Consider the following 17049-nt stretch of genomic DNA (forward strand, 5'->3'; position numbering starts at 1 on the left):
CGGCGCGGGTTCAGGCGGTCTTGTACGGAAGAGGGAGAGAACATGCCTGAGCAGCGGCGGCGGAGCGCGCATCGCAACCGGGGCCACGACAACCGGAGGCCGGCGCCGAAGGCGCAGCGCAGGACGCCCGGCGACGCGGTGCGCAGGGCCGCCTACGACGTGCTGCACGCGGTGGAGACGCGGGACGCCTACGCCAACCTCCTGCTGCCGCGGGTGCTGCGGGAGCGCGGGCTGTCCGGGCGTGACGCGGCGCTGGCGACGGAGCTGACGTACGGGACGCTGCGGGGGAGGGGAACGTACGACGCGATCCTCGACCTGTGCAGCGACCGCCCGGTGGCGCAGATCGACGCGCCGCTGCGTGACCTGCTCCGGCTGGGCGTGCACCAGCTGATGCGGACGCGGATCCCGGCGCACGCGGCGGTCTCCACCACGGTCGACCTCGTGCGGTCGGTGGCGGGTCCGGGCCAGGCGAAGTTCGCCAACGCGGTGCTGCGGCGGGTGACGGGCCGCGACCTGCCGGGCTGGCTGGTGATCATCGCGCCGGAGGACGAACTGGGCCGCCTGTCGGTCACCTACAGCCACCCCCGGTGGGTGGTCTCCGCGCTGCGCGACGCCGTCGGCGGCGAGGAGATCGAGGACCTGCTGGCCGCCGACAACGAGCGCCCCGGCGTCACCCTGGTGGCGCGTCCGGGCCGCGCCTCGGTCGAGGAGCTCTACGACCTGGGCGCGGGCCCCGCCGCCTACTCTCCCTACGCCGCCTACCTGCCCGAGGGCGACCCCGGCGAGCTCGCCGCCGTCCGCGAGGGCAGGGCCGGGGTGCAGGACGAGGGCAGCCAGCTGGTGGCGCTGGCGCTGGCCGCGGTCCCCGTCGAGGGCTCCGACTCCGTCTGGCTGGACCTGTGCGCGGGCCCCGGCGGCAAGGCGGCCCTGCTGTCGGGCCTGGCCGGCGGGCGCGACGCCCGCCTGGTGGCCTGCGACGTGCAGCCGCACCGCGCCGAACTGGTGCGCAAGGTGGTCACGGACGACACGGCGGTGCTCGTCGCCGACGGGACGCGTCCCGCCTGGGAGCCCGGGAGCTTCGACCGCGTGCTGGTGGACGTCCCCTGCACCGGCCTGGGCGCGCTGCGGCGCCGCCCGGAGGCCCGCTGGCGGCGCACTCCGCAGAGCGTCGCGGAGCTGGGTCCCATCCAGCGGGACCTGCTGCGCACCGCCCTGGACTCCGTCCGTCCCGGCGGAGTTGTGGCGTATGTCACCTGCTCCCCGCATCTGGCGGAGACGCGGGTGGTCGTCGACGACGTGCTGCGCTCCCGCGAGGACGTCCGGCGGCTGGACTCCGTGGACGTCCTGACGCAGGTTGCGCCGCGGCTGTCCGGTCTGGGAGCGGGCCCGTACGCCCAGTTCTGGCCGCACCGCCACGGCACCGACGCGATGTTCCTGGCCCTGCTGCGCCGCACCTCCTGAAGCCGCGGGGCGGTCCGAGCACCGCCGCACCGGTGCGATCATGAGTGATGGGACAGATACTCTCGGCGATCGGAAGCACGGCGTTCTACGTCCCGTTCCTGCTCGTCCTCGCCTGGTGCGTCCATCCCCTCATGGGCGTGCGGGGCCTGGTGATGCTCATGCTCAGCGGGACGGTGAACGAGCTGGTCAAGCTGTGGACGGCCGAGCCCCGGCCGTACTGGACCGATCCTTCCATCGACCCGGGCGCCTCCGTCTCCTCGTTCGGCATGCCCTCGGGCCACGCGCAGAACGCCGTCGTGGTGTGGGGGATCCTCGCCTGGACGCTGGGCCGCCGCGCCGCCTGGGCCGGGGCCGCGGCGCTGGCGCTGGGCATCGGCTGGTCGCGGTACGCCCTGGGCGTGCACTCGCCCGGCCAGATCCTGGTCGGCTGGGCGATCGGCCTGGCGCTGCTGGCCGGGGCGGTGGCCTGGGAGCGGCGGCTGGGCCGCTGGTGGCGGGCGCAGTCCCCGGCCGTGCGGCTGACCACCGCGGTCGCGCCGCCGCTGATGCTGCTGGCGGCGGCGTTCCTGGCGGCCCGCGGCCTGTCCGACGGGGCCTTCCCCCGGACCTGGACCGAGGCCGTCCTGCGCGAGGGCGGGGACGAGCTGCGGATCTCCTCCGACAACGCCGCCCTGGGCGCCGGTTTCCTCGCGGGCTGCCTGGCGGGCCTGGTCCCGCGGGCGGGCGTGCCGCCCCTGGCCCCCGCCGCCGGTCCGGGCCGTGCGGTCCTGCGCCTCCTGATCGGGGCGGTGCCGCTCGCCTTGCTCGCCGCCGTCTACCTGGCCCTGGTGGGCCTCGACACGCTCTACGCCCCCGTGCTGTTCGTCCTGGCCGCCGCCGCGGGCCTGTGGACGGTCCTGGGCGCCCCCGCCGCCTTCGACCGGCTGGAAGGGCGGGCGGGGGAGGGGGCGCCTCCCCCGCGGCTCCCCCGTCCGGGTGAGCACTCCGATCTGCGCGAACCCTAGACTCGGTGCATCATGGGAACACAGATCTCTCCGAGCATCCTCTCCGCCGACTTCGCCCACCTGGCGCGTGACATCGAGGCCGTCTCCGATGCCGCCGACTGGGTGCACGTCGACGTGATGGACAACCACTTCGTCCCCAACCTCACCCTGGGGCTGCCGATCGTCGAGTCGATCCTCAGGCACAGCCGCATCCCGGTCGACTGCCACCTCATGATCGCCGACCCCGACCGCTGGGCGCCGGCCTACGCCGAGGCGGGCGCGGGCAGCGTCACCATCCACGCCGAGGCCGCCAAGGCCCCGGTGCGCACGCTGCGGATGATCCGCGCGGCGGGCGCCCGCGCCTCGCTGGCGCTGAACCCGGCGACCCCGGTCGAGTCCTACGAGGACATCCTCGGCGAGCTCGACATGCTGCTGCTGATGACGGTCGAGCCCGGCTTCGGCGGCCAGAAGTTCCTGGACGTGGTGCTGCCCAAGATCCGCCGCGCCCGCGAGATGATCAAGGGCCGCGACCTCGACCTGTGGCTGCAGGTCGACGGCGGCGTCTCCGCCGAGACGATCGAGCGCGCCGCCGAGGCCGGCGCCGACGTCTTCGTGGCCGGCAGCGCCGTCTACGGCGCCGACGACCCCGACAAGGCGGTGCGCGAGCTGCGCGCCCTGGCCGACAAGACCGTCCGCCCCGAGCGCCCGATCGGTTTCGGCCGGGCCTAGTGGGTGAGACCCCGGCTGTTCAGCGGAACAGTCGACATGGCAAACTTGTTGCAGAGTCATGAGACTCGCAACGTGAAGTAGGGTCATCGCCAACTGGGCGGTGGCCCAGCAGCGATACAGCGTGCTCCGGGGTCGGTGAAATTCCGAGCCGGCGGTGAAAGTCCGCGACCCGGCCGAAGCCATCGGCCGGTTGAGCCGGTGAAATTCCGGTACCGACGGTGACAGTCCGGATGGGAGGCAGCGCGCGAGCCCCACCCTGCCCGCATGGGCGGAGTGTGGCTTTCCTCACCCCCGGAGCTCCCCGCCAGAACAGGGAGGACAGGGGAGTGTTCACCGGAATCGTCGAAGAACTCGGCGAGATCATCGAAAAATCGGACGGACCGGAGTCGGCCGTCCTGCGGATCAGAGGCCCCCTGGTGGTCTCGGACGCCGCGCACGGCTCGTCCATCGCGGTCAACGGCGTCTGCCTGACCGTCGTGGACCTCAAGGACGACACGTTCACCGCGGACGTGATGCGCGAGACGCTGGAGCGCAGCTCGCTCGGCGCCCTGGAGCCCGGTTCCCGGGTCAACCTGGAGCGGCCGGTGCGCCTGCAGGACCGGCTCGGCGGCCACCTCGTCCAGGGCCACGTGGACGGCGTCGGCGTCATCGTCGAGCGCGTCCCCTCGGAGAAGTGGGAGATCGTGCGGATCTCCCTGCCCGAGGCCCTGGCCCGCTACGTGGTGGAGAAGGGCTCGATCACGGTCGACGGCGTCAGCCTCACCGTGGTGGAGGCCGCGGCGGACTCCTTCACCATCAGCCTCATCCCCACCACCCTCGAGCTGACCACGCTGGGCCGCAAGGGCCCGGGAGAGCCGGTCAACCTCGAGGTGGACGTCGTCGCCAAGTACGTCGAGCGCATGATCGGAGCGCGGTAGTGAGCGTTTTCAGCACCATCGAAGAGGCGATCGCCGACATCGCCGCGGGCCGCCCCGTCGTCGTGGTCGACGACGAGAACCGCGAGAACGAGGGCGACCTCGTCTTCGCGGCCGAGCACGCCACCCCCGAGCTGATGGCCTTCACCGTCCGCTACACCTCCGGCTACATCTGCGCGCCGCTCACCGAGTCCGACTGCCTCCGGCTCGAACTGCCGCCCATGCACCACACCAACCAGGACGTGCGCGGCACCGCCTACACCGTCAGCGTGGACGCCTCCGAGGGCGTGAGCACCGGCATCTCGGCCGCCGACCGCGCCCACACCATCCGCCTGCTGGCCGACCCGGCCACCGTCCCCTCGGACCTGCGCCGCCCCGGCCACGTGGTGCCGCTGCGCGCCCGCGAGGGCGGCGTGCTGGTGCGGCGCGGCCACACCGAGGCCACCATCGACCTGGCGCGGCTGGCCGGCTGCCGCCCCGCCGGGGTGCTGTGCGAGATCGTCAACGACGACGGCACCATGGCGCGGCTGCCCCAGCTGGAGGTCTTCGCCAAGGAGCACGACCTCAAGCTGATCTCCATCGAGCAGCTGGTCGCCTACCGCAAGCGCACCGAGCGCCTGGTCTCCCGCGACGCCGAGACCGTCATCCCCAACCGCTTCGGCCAGTGGCGCGCGTTCGGCTACACCAGCTCCATCGACGGCGGCGAGCACATCGCCCTGGTCCACGGCGACCTCGGCGACGGCCGCGACGTGCTGGTGCGGGTGCACTCCGAGTGCCTCACCGGCGACGTGCTGCACTCCGACCGCTGCGACTGCGGCGCCCAGCTCGATGCGGCCATGGCCGAGATCGTGCTGGCGGGCCGGGGCGTGGTGGTCTACCTGCGCGGCCAGGAGGGGCGCGGCATCGGCCTGATCGCCAAGCTCCAGGCCTACGCGCTGCAGGACGGCGGCGCCGACACCGTGGACGCCAACGTCGAGCTCGGCCACCCGGTGGACGCCCGCGACTACACCAACGCCGCCCACATCCTGGCCGACCTGGGCGTGGAGTCGGTGCGGCTGCTGACCAACAACCCGGCCAAGGTCGAGGCGCTGACCGGCTTCGGCGTCGAGCTGACCGGCCGGGCCGCGATGCCGGTCCACGTCACCGAGCACAACCGCCGGTACCTGACGGTCAAGCGCGACCGGCTCGGACACCAGATCGAGGGATTGTGATGAGCGGAGAAGGACGTCCCCAGGACGGCACCGTCGAGGCCCGCGACCTGACCATCGGGATCGTCGCGGCCCGCTGGCACGGGCCGATCACCGACCAGCTGCTGGCCCGCGCGGTCGAGGCGGCCAAGGCGTGCGGCGCGGTGCCGACCGCGGTGCGGGTGGCCGGCGCGCTGGAGCTGCCGGTCGTGGCCCAGCAGCTGGCCCGCACCCACGACGCGGTGGTGGCGCTGGGCTGCGTGGTCAGGGGTGAGACCGCTCACTTCGACTACGTCTGCGACTCGGTGACCGACGGCCTGACCAGGATCGCCCTGGACGAGGCGACGCCCGTCGGCAACGGGGTGCTGACCTGCGAGAACCTGGCGCAGGCCGAGGCGCGGTCGGGACTGCCCGGCAGCACCGAGGACAAGGGCTGGGAATCGGCCGTGGCGGCCCTGGACGCCGCTTTGACCCTTCGTGAACTGCGGCGGAGCCAGGGCTGACCACCGGCCGCGGTAGAGTGGCGTGCCCGCAACCAGGCGGGCACGTCACACGCGTTCAGCGAGGCAGGGAGGCGAGGGTGACCGCGCTCGGCACGGTAATCGGCCTGCGAGGGCAGCGTCACGGGGGTCACGCCGGGCATGGCATGGAGCATCGAAGCTCCTGACCGCTCCCGGAGAAGAAGTCCCCGACCCCGCCGCAACCGGCAGTCACCGAAAGGCATCACCGTGCTCTCCCTCGTGCTTCCCAAGGGTTCCCTGGAAAAGGCGACCTTCGAGCTGTTCAACGCCGCCGACCTGACGATCCGGCGCGCCAGCGACCGCGACTACCGCGCGTCCATCGACGACCCGCGCATCGACAAGGTCCGCGTGCTGCGCCCGCAGGAGATCCCCACCTACCTCGAGCAGGGCCTGTTCGACCTGGGCGTCACCGGCCGCGACTGGATCAGCGAGACCGACTCCGACGTGGTCTCCCTGGGCGAGCTGAAGTACTCCAAGGCCACCTCCAACCCGGTGCGCGTCATCATGGCGGTGCCCCAGGATGCCCCCTGGCAGAAGGTCTCCGACCTGCCGGACGGCGTGCGCATCTCCACCGAGTTCCCCGCGCTGACCGACCGCTTCCTGGCGCAGCACGGCGTCAAGGCCAAGGTCGTGCCCTCCTACGGCGCCACCGAGGCCAAGGTCCCCGACATCGTGGACGCGATCGTCGACCTGACCGAGACGGGCTCGTCGCTGCGCAAGAACGGCCTGCGCATCCTGGACACCCTGCTGGTCAGCTACACCGAGCTGGTGGCCAACCGCGAGGCGTACGAGGACCCGGCCAAGCGCGCCGCGATGGAGGACATCGCGCTGCTGCTGCAGGGCGTCATCCGCGCCCGCGGCAACGTGCTGATCAAGCTGAACGTGCCGCAGGCCCAGCTGCAGGACGTGCTGAACGTGGTGCCCTCGATGGCCTCCCCGACGGTGACCCCGCTGGCCGGCGGCGAGATGTTCGCGATCGAGAGCGTCGTGGCCAAGTCCGGCATCAACGAGCTCATCCCCAACGTCAAGGCCGCCGGCGGCCGCGACATCCTCGAGATCCCGATCTCGAAGATCATCGACTAGCGGGACGAACGACGATGACCGGCAGGACCTGGCGGCCCCGGCGCACCCGGGCGATGGCCTTCGCGATGGCGGCCGCCATCATGGCGCTCGTGATCTGGCTCGCCCTCATGATCGCCGACACCTTCAAGCTCGTCGACCGGATCGGCATCGTCGTCTTCGGCGTGTTCGTGGCGGCCGTCCTCGCGACGGTCGCCAGGGCCCGCGTCACCGCCGACGACCGCGGCCTGACCGTGGTCAACCCGCTGCGCACCCACCGCTACGCCTGGGCCGAGGTGGTGGGCCTGTCGTATGAGCCGGGCGCGCCCTGGCCCTACCTGGACCTGGCCGACGGCACCTCCAAGGGCGTCGTGGGCATCCAGGGCTCGGAGAAGCAGGCGGCCTGGACGGCCATCGCCGAGATCCGGGAGCTGATCGCCGCGCACGGCGAGGCCCAAGAACCCCACCGGCCGGAGCAAAGTTAGCGCCGCGGCCCGCTGAGGAGGCGGCACGGCGGGAATGCCAGGCGGGTGATCCTTCCCGCCGCCCCGGGTGACGACCTCAGGCTCGACGTCACCGCCCTGGACTACCTGATCCTCGCGATCTACTTCGCGACCGTGCTCGGGATCGGCTTCGCCGCGCGGCTGACGATCCGCTCCAGCGTCGACTTCTTCCTGTCCGGGCGGTCGCTGCCGGCCTGGATCACCGGCCTCGCGTTCCTGTCCGCCAACCTGGGCGCCACCGAGATCCTCGGCATGGCCGCCAACGGCGCCCAGTACGGGCTGATGACCACGCACTACTACTGGATCGGCGCGGTCCCGGCGATGGTCTTCCTCGGCATCGTGATGATGCCGTTCTACTACCGCTCGGGCGTGCACAGCGTGCCGGAGTTCCTGCGCCGCCGGTTCAACTCCGAGACCCAGCTGCTCAACGCGATCACCTTCGCGATCGCGCAGATCCTCATCGCCGGCATCAACCTGTACGCGCTGGCGCTGGTGATGCGGGCGCTGGTCGGCTGGCCGCTGCCGGTCTCGGTGGTGGTCGCCGCGGTGTTCGTGCTGGCCTACATCACGCTGGGCGGCCTGTCCTCGGCGATCTACAACGAGGTGCTGCAGTTCTTCGTGATCGTCGCGGGGCTGGTGCCGCTGGTGGTGCTGGCGCTGATCAAGGTCGGCGGCCCCGGCGGGCTGGCCGAGCGGATCAAGGCCTCGCCGCTGGGCGACCCGGGCCTGCACACCTGGGCCGACACCGCCGGGGAGGCCAACCCGATGCAGGCCAACTGGCTGGGCATCGTGCTGGGCCTGGGCTTCGTGCTGTCGTTCGGCTACTGGACCACCAACTTCGCCGAGGTCCAGCGCGGCCTGTCGGCCAAGAACACCACCGCGGCACGGCTCACCCCCATCGTCGCGGCCTACCCGAAGATCGTCATCCCGGTGCTCACGGTCGTGCCCGGCATGGTGGCGCTGACGGTGTTCCCGGCGCTGCGCGAGCCCGGCGCCGACTACAACAACGCCATCCCGATGCTCATGGGCGACCTCCTGCCGACCGGGGTGCTGGGCGTGGCGCTCACCGGCCTGCTCGCCTCGTTCATGGCCGGCATGGCGGCGAACGTCTCGGGCTTCAACACGGTCTTCACGTACGACATCTGGCGGGGGCACCTGCGCAAGGGCCGCCCCGACGACTACTACGTCAGGACCGGGCGCTGGATGACGGTCGTGGCCGTGGTCGGCGGCATCCTGACGGCGTTCATCGCCGCCCAGTACGGGAACATCATGGCCTACATGCAGCAGCTGTTCTCGTTCTTCAACGCGCCGCTGTTCGCCACCTTCATCGTCGGCCTCGTGTGGCGGAGGATGACGCCCTGGGCGGGCTTCTGGGGGCTGCTGCTGGGCACTCTGGCCGGCGTCACGTCCTACCTGCTGTACCTGCTGGGCCCGCTGGAGGACTTCTACGGCACCGAGCTCAACGCCAGCTTCTGGGGCGCGGGCATCGCGTTCACCGTGGACGTGGTGGTCTCCATCGCGGTCACCCTGGCCACGCGGGGCACCGCCAAGTCCGACGAGGAGCTGAAGGGCCTGGTGCGGGGCCTGCCCAGCGACCGCCCCGACGACTTCCAGACAGGCGACGACAAGTGGTACCGCTCACCCGTCAAGCTGGGCCTGGGCGCGCTGGCCCTGTCCCTGGCCTGCTACATCCCGTTCTGGTAGGAGCCCGCGATGCGCCGCCTGTTCACCGATCTGCTGGCCAACCTGCTCGACATCCGCGTCGTCATCGGCGGCCTCTTCACGATCTACGGGGTGATCCTGACGATCACGGGGATCATCGACAGCCCCGCCGCGCGCGCCAAGGCCGAGGGCGTGGACATCAACCTGTGGGTGGGCCTGGCCATGCTCGTCTTCGGCCTGTGCTTCCTCTTCTGGAGCATGCGCAACCCCCGGCACCAGGTCCACGAGGGCCATGACCCCGACGAGGACCGGCCTTCGCAGGGCTGAACGCCGGCGGCTCGCACGGGCTACCGGCCGGTTCCCGGCAGCGCCTTGCCGAGGACCGCCCGGATGTGCTCCGGGTCGGCCTCGCGGTCGTCGAGGAGGATCGAGGTGCACAGCCCGTCGCAGAGTGCGATGAAGGCCTCGACGGCGTCGGGGTCGTCCGTCTGCGCCCTGGCGAGCTCGGCGACGTTGTCGCGCCAGCCCTGCGCCGCGGGGCGCAGGGCCGGTCGGCGGGCCGCCAGGGTCGACAACTCGCGTTCGGCGAGCGCGCGCTCACGGCCCGGCCCCCCGGACTCGGCGATGAGCCGGGCGAGCCCGCCGAGAGGGTCGTCCGAGGTGTCGATGAGCCGGCGGATACGGCGGGTGTAGGTGTCGGTGATGCTGGTCAGGGCGGCGACCAGCAGGTCGTCGAGCGTGGCGAAGTAGTAGAGGGTCAGGCTGGTGGTGATCCCCGCCTCCTTGGCGACGGTCCGGTGGGTCACCCCGGCGGCGCCGTCGCGGCGGACGATCGTGAGCGTGGCCTCGATGATCTGGGCGCGGCGGCGTTGACCGCGCAGCCTGCGGCCGTCGGCCGTGCCCTGCTCATCCGCCATCGTCCTCACCGATCATCGACGCTCCCGCAGGTCGAGGCTACCGGCTCCGCCCCGGGGGCGGCGTCACCGATCGGGCGGATGCGGCGCAGCATCCTGAAGCAGGCGACCGACGCTCCGGCGATCGCGATGCCCGCGGCGATCGCGGCGGTGTTGAGCCCGCCGGTGAACGCGTCCTGCGCCTGCCGGAGAGCCCCGTCCGGCAGCCGGTCCGCCACGGACGCCGCCCCGGAGAGGCTGTCGCCGTAGGGCTCGGCCACGGACCGGGGCAGGCCGGGCGGGGCCTGGACCGCCTCGCGGTAGATCGCCGTGGTGAGGCTTCCCAGGAGCACGATCCCGACCGCGACCCCGAGCTCCTGCACGGTCTCCGAGAGCGCGGCGGCCGACCCGGACCTCTCCGGCGGCGCCGCGCCCACGACGAGGTCGGTTCCCAGCGCGGCGATGACACCGAGGCCGAGATAGAGGAACGCGAACCCGGTGACCACGCTCAGCCTGCCGCCGGTCCCGGCCAGGGCGAGGAAGGCGTATCCGACGAGGGACAGCGCGAGGGCGGAGGCCATGACGGTCCCCGGCGGGACGCGCGAGGCGATCAGGGGGGCGCCGACGCCCCCGATCAGCATGGCCAGTGCCGGCGGCCCCATCCACAGGCCGGCCGCGACGGGCGAGAGGCCCGCGACGAGCTGCAGGTGCTGGGTGACCAGGAACATCATCCCGCCGAAACCGACCAGGCCGATCAGCAGGACCCCCAGCGCGGCGGAGAAGGCCCGGTCGGCGAAGAGCCTGATGTCCAGCAGCGGCTCCTCCAGGCGCAGCTGGCGGCGGACGAACGCGACGGCCGAGCCGCCGCCGAGCAGGACGGCGGCCGATGCCGGGGCGTCGACGCCGTGCGCGGCGACATGCTTGACCGCATAGATGATCGGAAGCATCGCCGTCAGGGACAGGCCGACGCTCCACAGGTCGAGCCGGCCGGCGCCGGTGCGGAACTCCGGCAGCAGCACCGGCGCGGCGGCCAGCACGAGCACGCTGACGGGCACCGCGATCAGAAAGGCCGCGCCCCACCAGAAGCCGGCGACCAGGGCCCCGCCCACGACCGGTCCGGCCGCCATCCCGAGCGCGAACATCGTGGCCCACGCACCGATCGCCGACGCCCGCTGCCGGGCGTCGGTGAACATGATGCTGATCAGGGACAGCGTGGACGGCATCAGCGTCGCTCCGGCCACGCCCAGCAGCGCCCGCGCCATGATCAGCCACAGGGCGCCGGAGGCGAACGCCGCGAGGGCCGAGGCGGCGCCGAACGCGGCCATGCCGATCATCAGCAGGCGCCGGCGCCCGATCCGGTCGCCCAGCGTTCCCATGGCGATCAGCAGCCCCGCGATGAGGAATCCGTAGACGTCCATGATCCACAACGTCTCCGTCGCGGTCGGGCGCAGGTCCGCGGCCAGGCTCGGAACGACGAGGTACAGCACCGTCACATCGAGTCCCAGGAGCATGGTCGGCAGTGCCAGCACCGCGAAGCCCGCCCACTCCCGCATCCCGGCACGTGACGACGGTCGCGCTTCCATCCTGCTCCTCCATTTAGTTGAACGAACGTACTAGTTGTACCATCGTTCAACTAGACGGGTGAAGGGGTGGGGAGCCGCGGCTCACGGGAGCACGCCTTCCGGCGCGGTGATGATGGGGCGAGGGGACGGCGAAGGGGCCGCGCGGCGGATCACCGGCGGCGGCGGCCGAACGGCCGCGATCGCGTTACGGGGCGCCGGCTGCGGCTAGACGACCTTCACCGGGTGGCGGACGACGGCGCCGAAGAGGTAGCCCTTGGTGTTGTAGGGGGCGCCGAGGGACTGGGTGACGCCCGTCTCGTCGGTGGCGCGGGCCATGAGCTCGGCGGGGCCGCGCCGCTCGGGGCGCCAGGGGAGCTCCCACTGGGCCCAGGTGTGGGGGAGGCGGGGGCCGACCATGCGGGCGGGGAGCCAGTGGCCGCCGCCGTCGGTGCTCACCTCGACCGAGCGGATCGCGCCGCTGCCCGACCAGGAGCGGCCCGTCAGGAGGTACTCGCAACCCAGGGGGATCTGGGCTCCGGCGGAGAGCTCGAAGGCGCTCTGGACCGGCACGGTGGTCAGCGGGGCGCTGCCCTCGGCCGGGTGCCCGAGCCCGAACAGCCGGTAGAAGTCGGTGCTCCAGGGGGAGTGCAGCGGCTCGGTGGAGACCTCGATGTCGCCGATCCACTTGGTCGAGGCGACGCCCACCCAGTCGGGCACGACCAGGCGCGCGGGGAAGCCGTGCTCGGGGCGCAGCGGGTGGCCGTTCATCTCGTAGGCGACCAGGACGTCCTTCATCGCCTTGGTGACCGGCAGCGGCCTGCGGACCGAACCGTGGTCGACGCCGTCGCGGACGTAGGGGCGGTCCAGGCCGCGGGGCAGCAGGTCGACGGCGTCCGGGCGGATCCCGGCCCGCTCCAGCACCACCGCCAGCGGGACGCCCGTCCAGTGGGCGACGCCGATCGCGCCCAGGCCCCAGGGGGTGCCCTCCACGCGCTGGTTCTGCTGGATGGTGTAGAGGCTGCGGCCGTTGCCGGCGCACTCGATGAACGCGGTCATCGAGTGGGCGGGCAGCCCGCGCAGGTCCTCGAGGCCGAACTCCACGGGGCCGGCGCGCAGGCCGTCGCCGTGCAGCCGCAGCGACCAGGTGCGCGGGTCGATCCGCGGCACCCCGCTGTGGCTGCGGACGAAGAAGCGCTCGGCAGGGGTGTGGTGGCCGGTGCCCCGCAGGGACTCCCAGCGCATCTCGACCTGGCCGTCCGGGCTCCGCCGGACGGTGTCGCGGGTCTGCTGTTCGCGGAAAGAGTCTTCACGCAGCACCCTCCCAGGATGCCCTATTAATTCCTACCAAGTCAATCGGTAATTGGGCTATATGCCCCGGACGCCCGTCATGCCGGGACGGTGGGATTCCCTGCTTCCCGGCGGCGCGCCGGATTCGCCAGCGATCACCAGGGTGTGCGAGATTGTTCGCCATGCGCGGTGGTTTCCCCCTCCTCTCCAGTGCGGTGGCGGCGGTCCTCGCCGTGGCCGCCGGGATCTGGCCTTCGGTGCGGGTCCAAGCGGTCAGCGGTCCGGACGCCGAGGAGATGCGGGCGCAGACCCGCACCGCCTTCGCCGACCAGGCGTGGCCCAAGCCCGCGGCGGGCTCCTGGACGCCGCCGCAGCCGTCCGCGGACGGCCTGCCTCCGGTCATCAGCCGGGTCGAGACCCAGGAGAAGGTCGTCTTCCTGACGATCGACGACGGCTACGAGTACGACGCGGAGTTCGTCGAGATCGTGCGCAGGGAGAAGGTCCCCATCATGACCTTCCTGACCACGGTCTACGTCCCGCAGCACGGGCCGTACTTCTGGGCGCTGAAGAACGCCGGCTCGCGCATGGAGAACCACAGCGTCAACCACAAGAACCTCGCGCTGCTGGGCCCCGAGGGCCAGCGCCAGGAGATCTGCCCCGCCTCGGACGCGATCGAGGGGCAGTACGGCCGCCGCCCGACGGTCTTCCGCCCGCCGTTCGGCAGCTACAACCAGACGACGCTGCAGGTGGTCAAGGACTGCGGCATGAAGTCGGTGCTGCTGTGGTCGGCGGAGTTCTACAACGGCACGACCTCGCCCCAGGGCGTGCGCGACGCGTTCGTGCGCGGCGACGGCGGCCAGGGCTTCAAGCCCGGCGACATCGTCCTCATGCACTACCGCAAGGGGCTCGCCGGGCAGATGAACACGATCCTCGGCTGGATCCGCGAGCAGGGCTTCAAGCCCGCGGCGATCGAGAACTACCTGCCGGCGTCCCTGGGCGGCGACGCGCCGGGCTGAGTCAGATCCCGCGCATGCGCAGCACCCGCAGGGCGAGGTTGAGGTTCAGCCGCAGGTGCGGGTCCTCGGTGAAGGGCCCCACCAGCCGCTCCAGCTTGCCGATGCGGTAGCGCAGCGTGTTGTAGTGGAAGTGCAGCCTGCGCGCGGTCTCGGCGACGTTCAGGTTGGTGTCCAGCAGCATCTGCAGCGTGCGGCGCAGGTCGGCGGCCTCGGGGTCGGCGTCGTCGGCGAGCCCGCCCAGCGCCTCGCGGACGAAGGCGTGCAGCTCGGCGGTGTCCTCCACCAGGCTGAGCAGCCGGTAGACGCCGAGCGCGTCGAAGTGCGCGGTCTCGCCGGGGCCGTGCATCTGCCGGCCGACCCGCACCGCCTTGACCGCCTGGTCGTAGGCGCCGGGCAGCGCCTCGGGCGTGGCGGCGGTCCTGCTGACGCCGGTGGAGAACACCAGCGAGTCGGCGGCGGACACCTCGCGGACCAGCCCGCCGACCAGGTCCGTCAGCGCCTCCCCGGCGGGCGCGCCGATGACCGCGACGACCTCGTGGGCGAAGGCGGCGACCGCGGCGGAGCGGTCCCTGCGCCGCACCGCGGCCTCCCAGGCGGCGGCGAGCCGCTCCTGCGCCTGCTTGGCCGTGCCGTCGTCGGTGCTCCCGGCGTCCAGGTCCAGCGCGGCGACGACCACCGCCACCGGCCGGTCGAGGTCCCAGCCGAAACCCGCGCAGTGCGCCACGACCCGGGCGCCGTCCCCGGCCCGCCCGGCGAGCACGTCGCGCAGGAAGTCGGCGCGGTACTTGCTCTCCACCGCCGCGACGGCCTGCTGCTTGGTGATGACCAGCGCCGCGACCGTGGCGGCGCGCTCCAGGATGCCGACCTCGGTGTCGCTGAGGTCGCCGCCGGGGAAGTGCGCGGCGATGAGCCCGTGGCCGAGGCCGCCCGCGGCGACCGGCACCACCACCCGGTCGCCGTGCAGGCCCGGTCCGGGCCGCCCGTCCAGCCAGCCCTCCAGCGCGCGCAGCACCCCCGGGTCGCCCGCGCGGGCCAGGACGCGCTGGTCGCCGTCGAGGGTGAGGACCGCGCAGCCCAGCAGCACCGCCAGCTCCTCGGTCACCTCGCACAGCCCGCCGCCGCACAGGACGATCTGGACCAGCGCCCGGTGCACCTCCTCGGTGCGGGCCAGGATCGCGGCCTGCCGGTTGAGGATGTCGGTGAGCACCTGGTTGAGGATGTCGTCGAAGCCGACGTGCTCGGGCAGCTGGATGAGCGGGAAGCCCAGGCGGTCGGCGCGCGCGAGCATCTCGGCGGGCAGCTCGTCGAGGTAGGCGCCGGGCTTGACGGCCAGCGCCGCGACGCCGCGCTCGTTCAGGCCCGTCACCAGGTGGCCCAGGGCGGCGGGGCGGTTGCGCAGCGGGTAGCCGGTGGTCAGCAGCAGCTCGTTGGGCTTGACCCAGGCCAGGACGTCGGGCACCTCCATCACGTTGAGGCGCTGCACCACCCGGTCGAGCCCGGAGGCGCCGGCGACGAGCTCGGCGTCGGCGAGGGTGGAGACGCCCAGGACCTCGCCCACGGGCAGTCCGTAGGTGAGGGTGCCGGTGCTGGCCAGGCGGAGCCGGGGCGGGAGGGTGTGGTTCTCGCCGGTCCGCCGGGTCCAGAGGTCGGTTCGGTTGTCCATCTCGCCATAACCCTCACAAGAAAGACGAACAGCGGCAAGTATCCTTGGCAACTTTCTCTATACGGCGATCTTGGTCATACGGTTAACGTCCCAGCAAATCCGAAAAAACGGAGGGGACCCGGTGATCGAACGGAGCGAGAACGCTCTCAGGGGCCCCCAGCCGGCCGCGTCGGAGCACGGGCACGAGCCGGTGCGCTCCCCGGTGCCGGGGGCGGCCGGGCTGGCGGTGCGGGAGGCGCTGGAACGCCCGCGCCGCCCGGCCAGGGTGATCGCGGTCTTCCCCACGGCCGCCTACCTGCGGCTCAACGGAGGCGCCGAGCCCCGCGTCGTCGCGCTCGTGGGTCCCGACGGGGTGCGTCCCGCCAACTCCATCGTGGTGCCCGGAACCGGGAGGCAGCCCTTCCACGGGGTGCGCGAGGGCGACAGCGGCTGGGTCGGCGACGGACACGCCGAGGCGGGCGGCCTGCGCGTGCGCGTACGGCGCTGGTGGGACCCGCGGCCGGCGCTCGGCCCGCTGCCCGAGGCGCGGCTGCGGCACGCGGCGATGCTGCTGGAGGCCGCGCCGGACCCGCGCGCCTGCGGGCTGGCCGGACACCCCGGACCCGCCGCGCTGGCCGGCGCCTGCGCCGCGGGCGACCTGGCCCAGGCGGTGCTGGCCGCCGAGCGCATCGTCGGGCTCGGACCCGGCCTCACCCCCAGCGGCGACGACGTGATCTCCGGGCTGCTGCTGTCGCTGCGGCTGCTGGGCGAGGTGACGGCCGGCGGCTCGCGCGCGGTGTGGCTGGCCGACTGGCTCGGCGCCGCGGTCACCACCGACGCCGAGACCCGCACCACCTCGCTGTCGGCGTCGCTGCTGCACTGCGCGGCGGCCGGCCAGCCCAGCGTCGAGGCCGCGGCGGTGCTGCGCGGCCTGGCCGGGCGCGCGGCGCTCGCGCCCGCCGCGCGCCGCCTGGTGTCCTCCAGCCGCTACAGCGGAGCCGATCTCGCCTGGGGCCTGCTCGCGGGCTGCCGGGCGGTGCTGGCGCTCGGCCGCACTTCCTCCCGGCTGGCCTCTGCGTGAGGGAGCCGGTCCCCGTCGCCGGGCCGCACGCCTTCCGCGAGGCGCTCGCGGCGCTGCGGCGGGGCCGCGACGTGCTGCTGCCCGGCGAGGAGCTGACCCTCGACGAGGAGATCGCGCTGAAGGACGAGGCGGCCGGCCGCGGGCGGCTGGTGCTGGGCCCGTGCGCCGCGCCGGGCGGCCTGCCCCCCGGCCGGTTCGGCGTGGTGGCGGCCGGCGCGGCGGCGACCGGGCGGGTGCTTCGTCTGCTGGCCCGCGCCGGCGAGGGCGGCCGTGTGCTGCCGGTGGGCGCCCGCGACCTGTCGGCCGCGGTGTGCGGGCGCGCCACCCTCCAGGCCCTGGTCGCGCTGGACGCCGACCCGCGCGTGCGGACCGTGGTGATCGCCGCCGAGCCGCCGCCGCCGGAGGTCTCCGCGCTGCTGCGGGAGGCGGCGCGCCGCCTGGCGACCCCGGTGGTCTCCGCGGCGCCCGGCGAGGCGCGGGCGGTGCTGGCCAGGCTGGGCCTGACCCTGGCGGGGGAGGGATAGGAGACCCTCCACGGGCGGGCAGGGA

17 protein-coding genes and 1 riboswitch are annotated in these 17049 nt (G+C 73.0%); of the genes, 13 read left to right on the forward strand and 4 right to left on the reverse strand.

What is annotated here, in order from left to right; genetic code table 11:
• The first annotated feature begins 42 nt into the window (after positions 1 to 42).
• The 10 genes from ABD140_RS18650 (at position 43) to ABD140_RS18695 (ending at position 9346) form a co-directional block, all read left to right on the forward strand.
• Positions 43 to 1461, forward strand: coding sequence for an RsmB/NOP family class I SAM-dependent RNA methyltransferase (locus ABD140_RS18650; RefSeq protein ID WP_344242135.1), 1419 nt, complete (start codon positions 43 to 45; stop codon positions 1459 to 1461).
• 47 nt (positions 1462 to 1508) lie between these two features.
• Positions 1509 to 2465 (forward strand): phosphatase PAP2 family protein, encoded by a 957-nt coding sequence (locus ABD140_RS18655; RefSeq protein WP_344242136.1) that lies wholly within the window; start codon positions 1509 to 1511, stop codon positions 2463 to 2465.
• Positions 2466 to 2477: 12 nt separating this feature from the next.
• Positions 2478 to 3173, forward strand: coding sequence for a ribulose-phosphate 3-epimerase (gene rpe, locus ABD140_RS18660; protein ID WP_344242137.1), 696 nt, complete (start codon positions 2478 to 2480; stop codon positions 3171 to 3173).
• A 117-nt stretch (positions 3174 to 3290) separates the two neighbouring features.
• A riboswitch (FMN riboswitch) is annotated at positions 3291 to 3421 on the forward strand.
• Between the two features lie 78 nt (positions 3422 to 3499).
• Positions 3500 to 4090, forward strand: a complete 591-nt coding sequence (locus ABD140_RS18665; RefSeq protein WP_344242138.1) for a riboflavin synthase — start codon at positions 3500 to 3502, stop codon at positions 4088 to 4090.
• On the forward strand, positions 4090 to 5298 hold the full coding sequence (locus tag ABD140_RS18670) for a bifunctional 3,4-dihydroxy-2-butanone-4-phosphate synthase/GTP cyclohydrolase II (protein ID WP_344242139.1): 1209 nt from the start codon (positions 4090 to 4092) through the stop codon (positions 5296 to 5298). Before ABD140_RS18665 ends, ABD140_RS18670 begins: the two co-directional genes overlap by 1 nt.
• Positions 5298 to 5777 carry a 6,7-dimethyl-8-ribityllumazine synthase gene (ribH, locus tag ABD140_RS18675; RefSeq protein WP_344242140.1) on the forward strand — a complete coding sequence of 160 codons (480 nt, stop codon included), beginning with the start codon at positions 5298 to 5300 and terminating at the stop codon, positions 5775 to 5777. The genes ABD140_RS18670 and ribH overlap by 1 nt, the downstream gene beginning before the upstream one ends.
• Positions 5778 to 6002: 225 nt before the next feature.
• Positions 6003 to 6878, forward strand: a complete 876-nt coding sequence (gene hisG / locus ABD140_RS18680; protein WP_344242141.1) for an ATP phosphoribosyltransferase — start codon at positions 6003 to 6005, stop codon at positions 6876 to 6878.
• Between the two features lie 14 nt (positions 6879 to 6892).
• Entirely contained in the window at positions 6893 to 7339 is a 447-nt protein-coding gene (locus ABD140_RS18685; RefSeq protein ID WP_344242142.1) for a PH domain-containing protein, read from the forward strand.
• 45 nt (positions 7340 to 7384) lie between these two features.
• Positions 7385 to 9061 carry a sodium:solute symporter family protein gene (locus ABD140_RS18690; protein WP_344242143.1) on the forward strand — a complete coding sequence of 559 codons (1677 nt, stop codon included), beginning with the start codon at positions 7385 to 7387 and terminating at the stop codon, positions 9059 to 9061.
• Positions 9062 to 9070: 9 nt separating this feature from the next.
• Positions 9071 to 9346, forward strand: a complete 276-nt coding sequence (locus ABD140_RS18695; protein WP_344242144.1) for a hypothetical protein — start codon at positions 9071 to 9073, stop codon at positions 9344 to 9346.
• Positions 9347 to 9366: 20 nt separating this feature from the next.
• On the opposite strand, the gene ABD140_RS18700 is transcribed toward ABD140_RS18695, so the two are convergent.
• From ABD140_RS18700 to ABD140_RS18710, 3 genes are all read right to left on the reverse strand, one after another.
• The gene (locus ABD140_RS18700; RefSeq protein WP_344242145.1) at positions 9367 to 9936 is read right to left on the reverse strand and encodes a TetR/AcrR family transcriptional regulator; all 570 of its coding nucleotides are present in this window, start codon (positions 9934 to 9936) and stop codon (positions 9367 to 9369) included.
• Between the two features lie 5 nt (positions 9937 to 9941).
• Positions 9942 to 11495, reverse strand: coding sequence for an MFS transporter (locus ABD140_RS18705; RefSeq protein WP_344242146.1), 1554 nt, complete (start codon positions 11493 to 11495; stop codon positions 9942 to 9944).
• 204 nt (positions 11496 to 11699) lie between these two features.
• Positions 11700 to 12791, reverse strand: a complete 1092-nt coding sequence (locus ABD140_RS18710) for a sulfite oxidase (RefSeq protein WP_344242147.1) — start codon at positions 12789 to 12791, stop codon at positions 11700 to 11702.
• A gap of 152 nt (positions 12792 to 12943) precedes the next feature.
• Here ABD140_RS18710 and ABD140_RS18715 point away from each other — a divergent pair, with 152 nt between their 5' ends.
• Entirely contained in the window at positions 12944 to 13777 is an 834-nt protein-coding gene (locus ABD140_RS18715) for a polysaccharide deacetylase family protein (RefSeq protein ID WP_344242148.1), read from the forward strand.
• Between the two features lies 1 nt (position 13778).
• Here ABD140_RS18715 and ABD140_RS18720 read toward each other — a convergent pair whose 3' ends face one another.
• Positions 13779 to 15440, reverse strand: coding sequence for a PucR family transcriptional regulator (locus ABD140_RS18720; protein ID WP_344242149.1), 1662 nt, complete (start codon positions 15438 to 15440; stop codon positions 13779 to 13781).
• 121 nt (positions 15441 to 15561) lie between these two features.
• On the opposite strand from ABD140_RS18720, the gene ABD140_RS18725 reads away from it, so the two are divergent.
• A complete protein-coding gene (locus ABD140_RS18725; protein WP_344242150.1) occupies positions 15562 to 16500 on the forward strand; it encodes an oxamate carbamoyltransferase subunit AllH family protein in 939 nt (312 codons plus the stop codon).
• Positions 16497 to 17024: an AllF/FdrA family protein gene (locus ABD140_RS18730; protein WP_344242151.1), complete on the forward strand. Its 528-nt coding sequence runs from the start codon at positions 16497 to 16499 to the stop codon at positions 17022 to 17024. The genes ABD140_RS18725 and ABD140_RS18730 overlap by 4 nt, the downstream gene beginning before the upstream one ends.
• Positions 17025 to 17049: the final 25 nt, after the last annotated feature.

Source organism: Actinocorallia libanotica (assembly GCF_039525175.1).
Lineage (GTDB): Bacteria > Actinomycetota > Actinomycetes > Streptosporangiales > Streptosporangiaceae > Actinocorallia > Actinocorallia libanotica.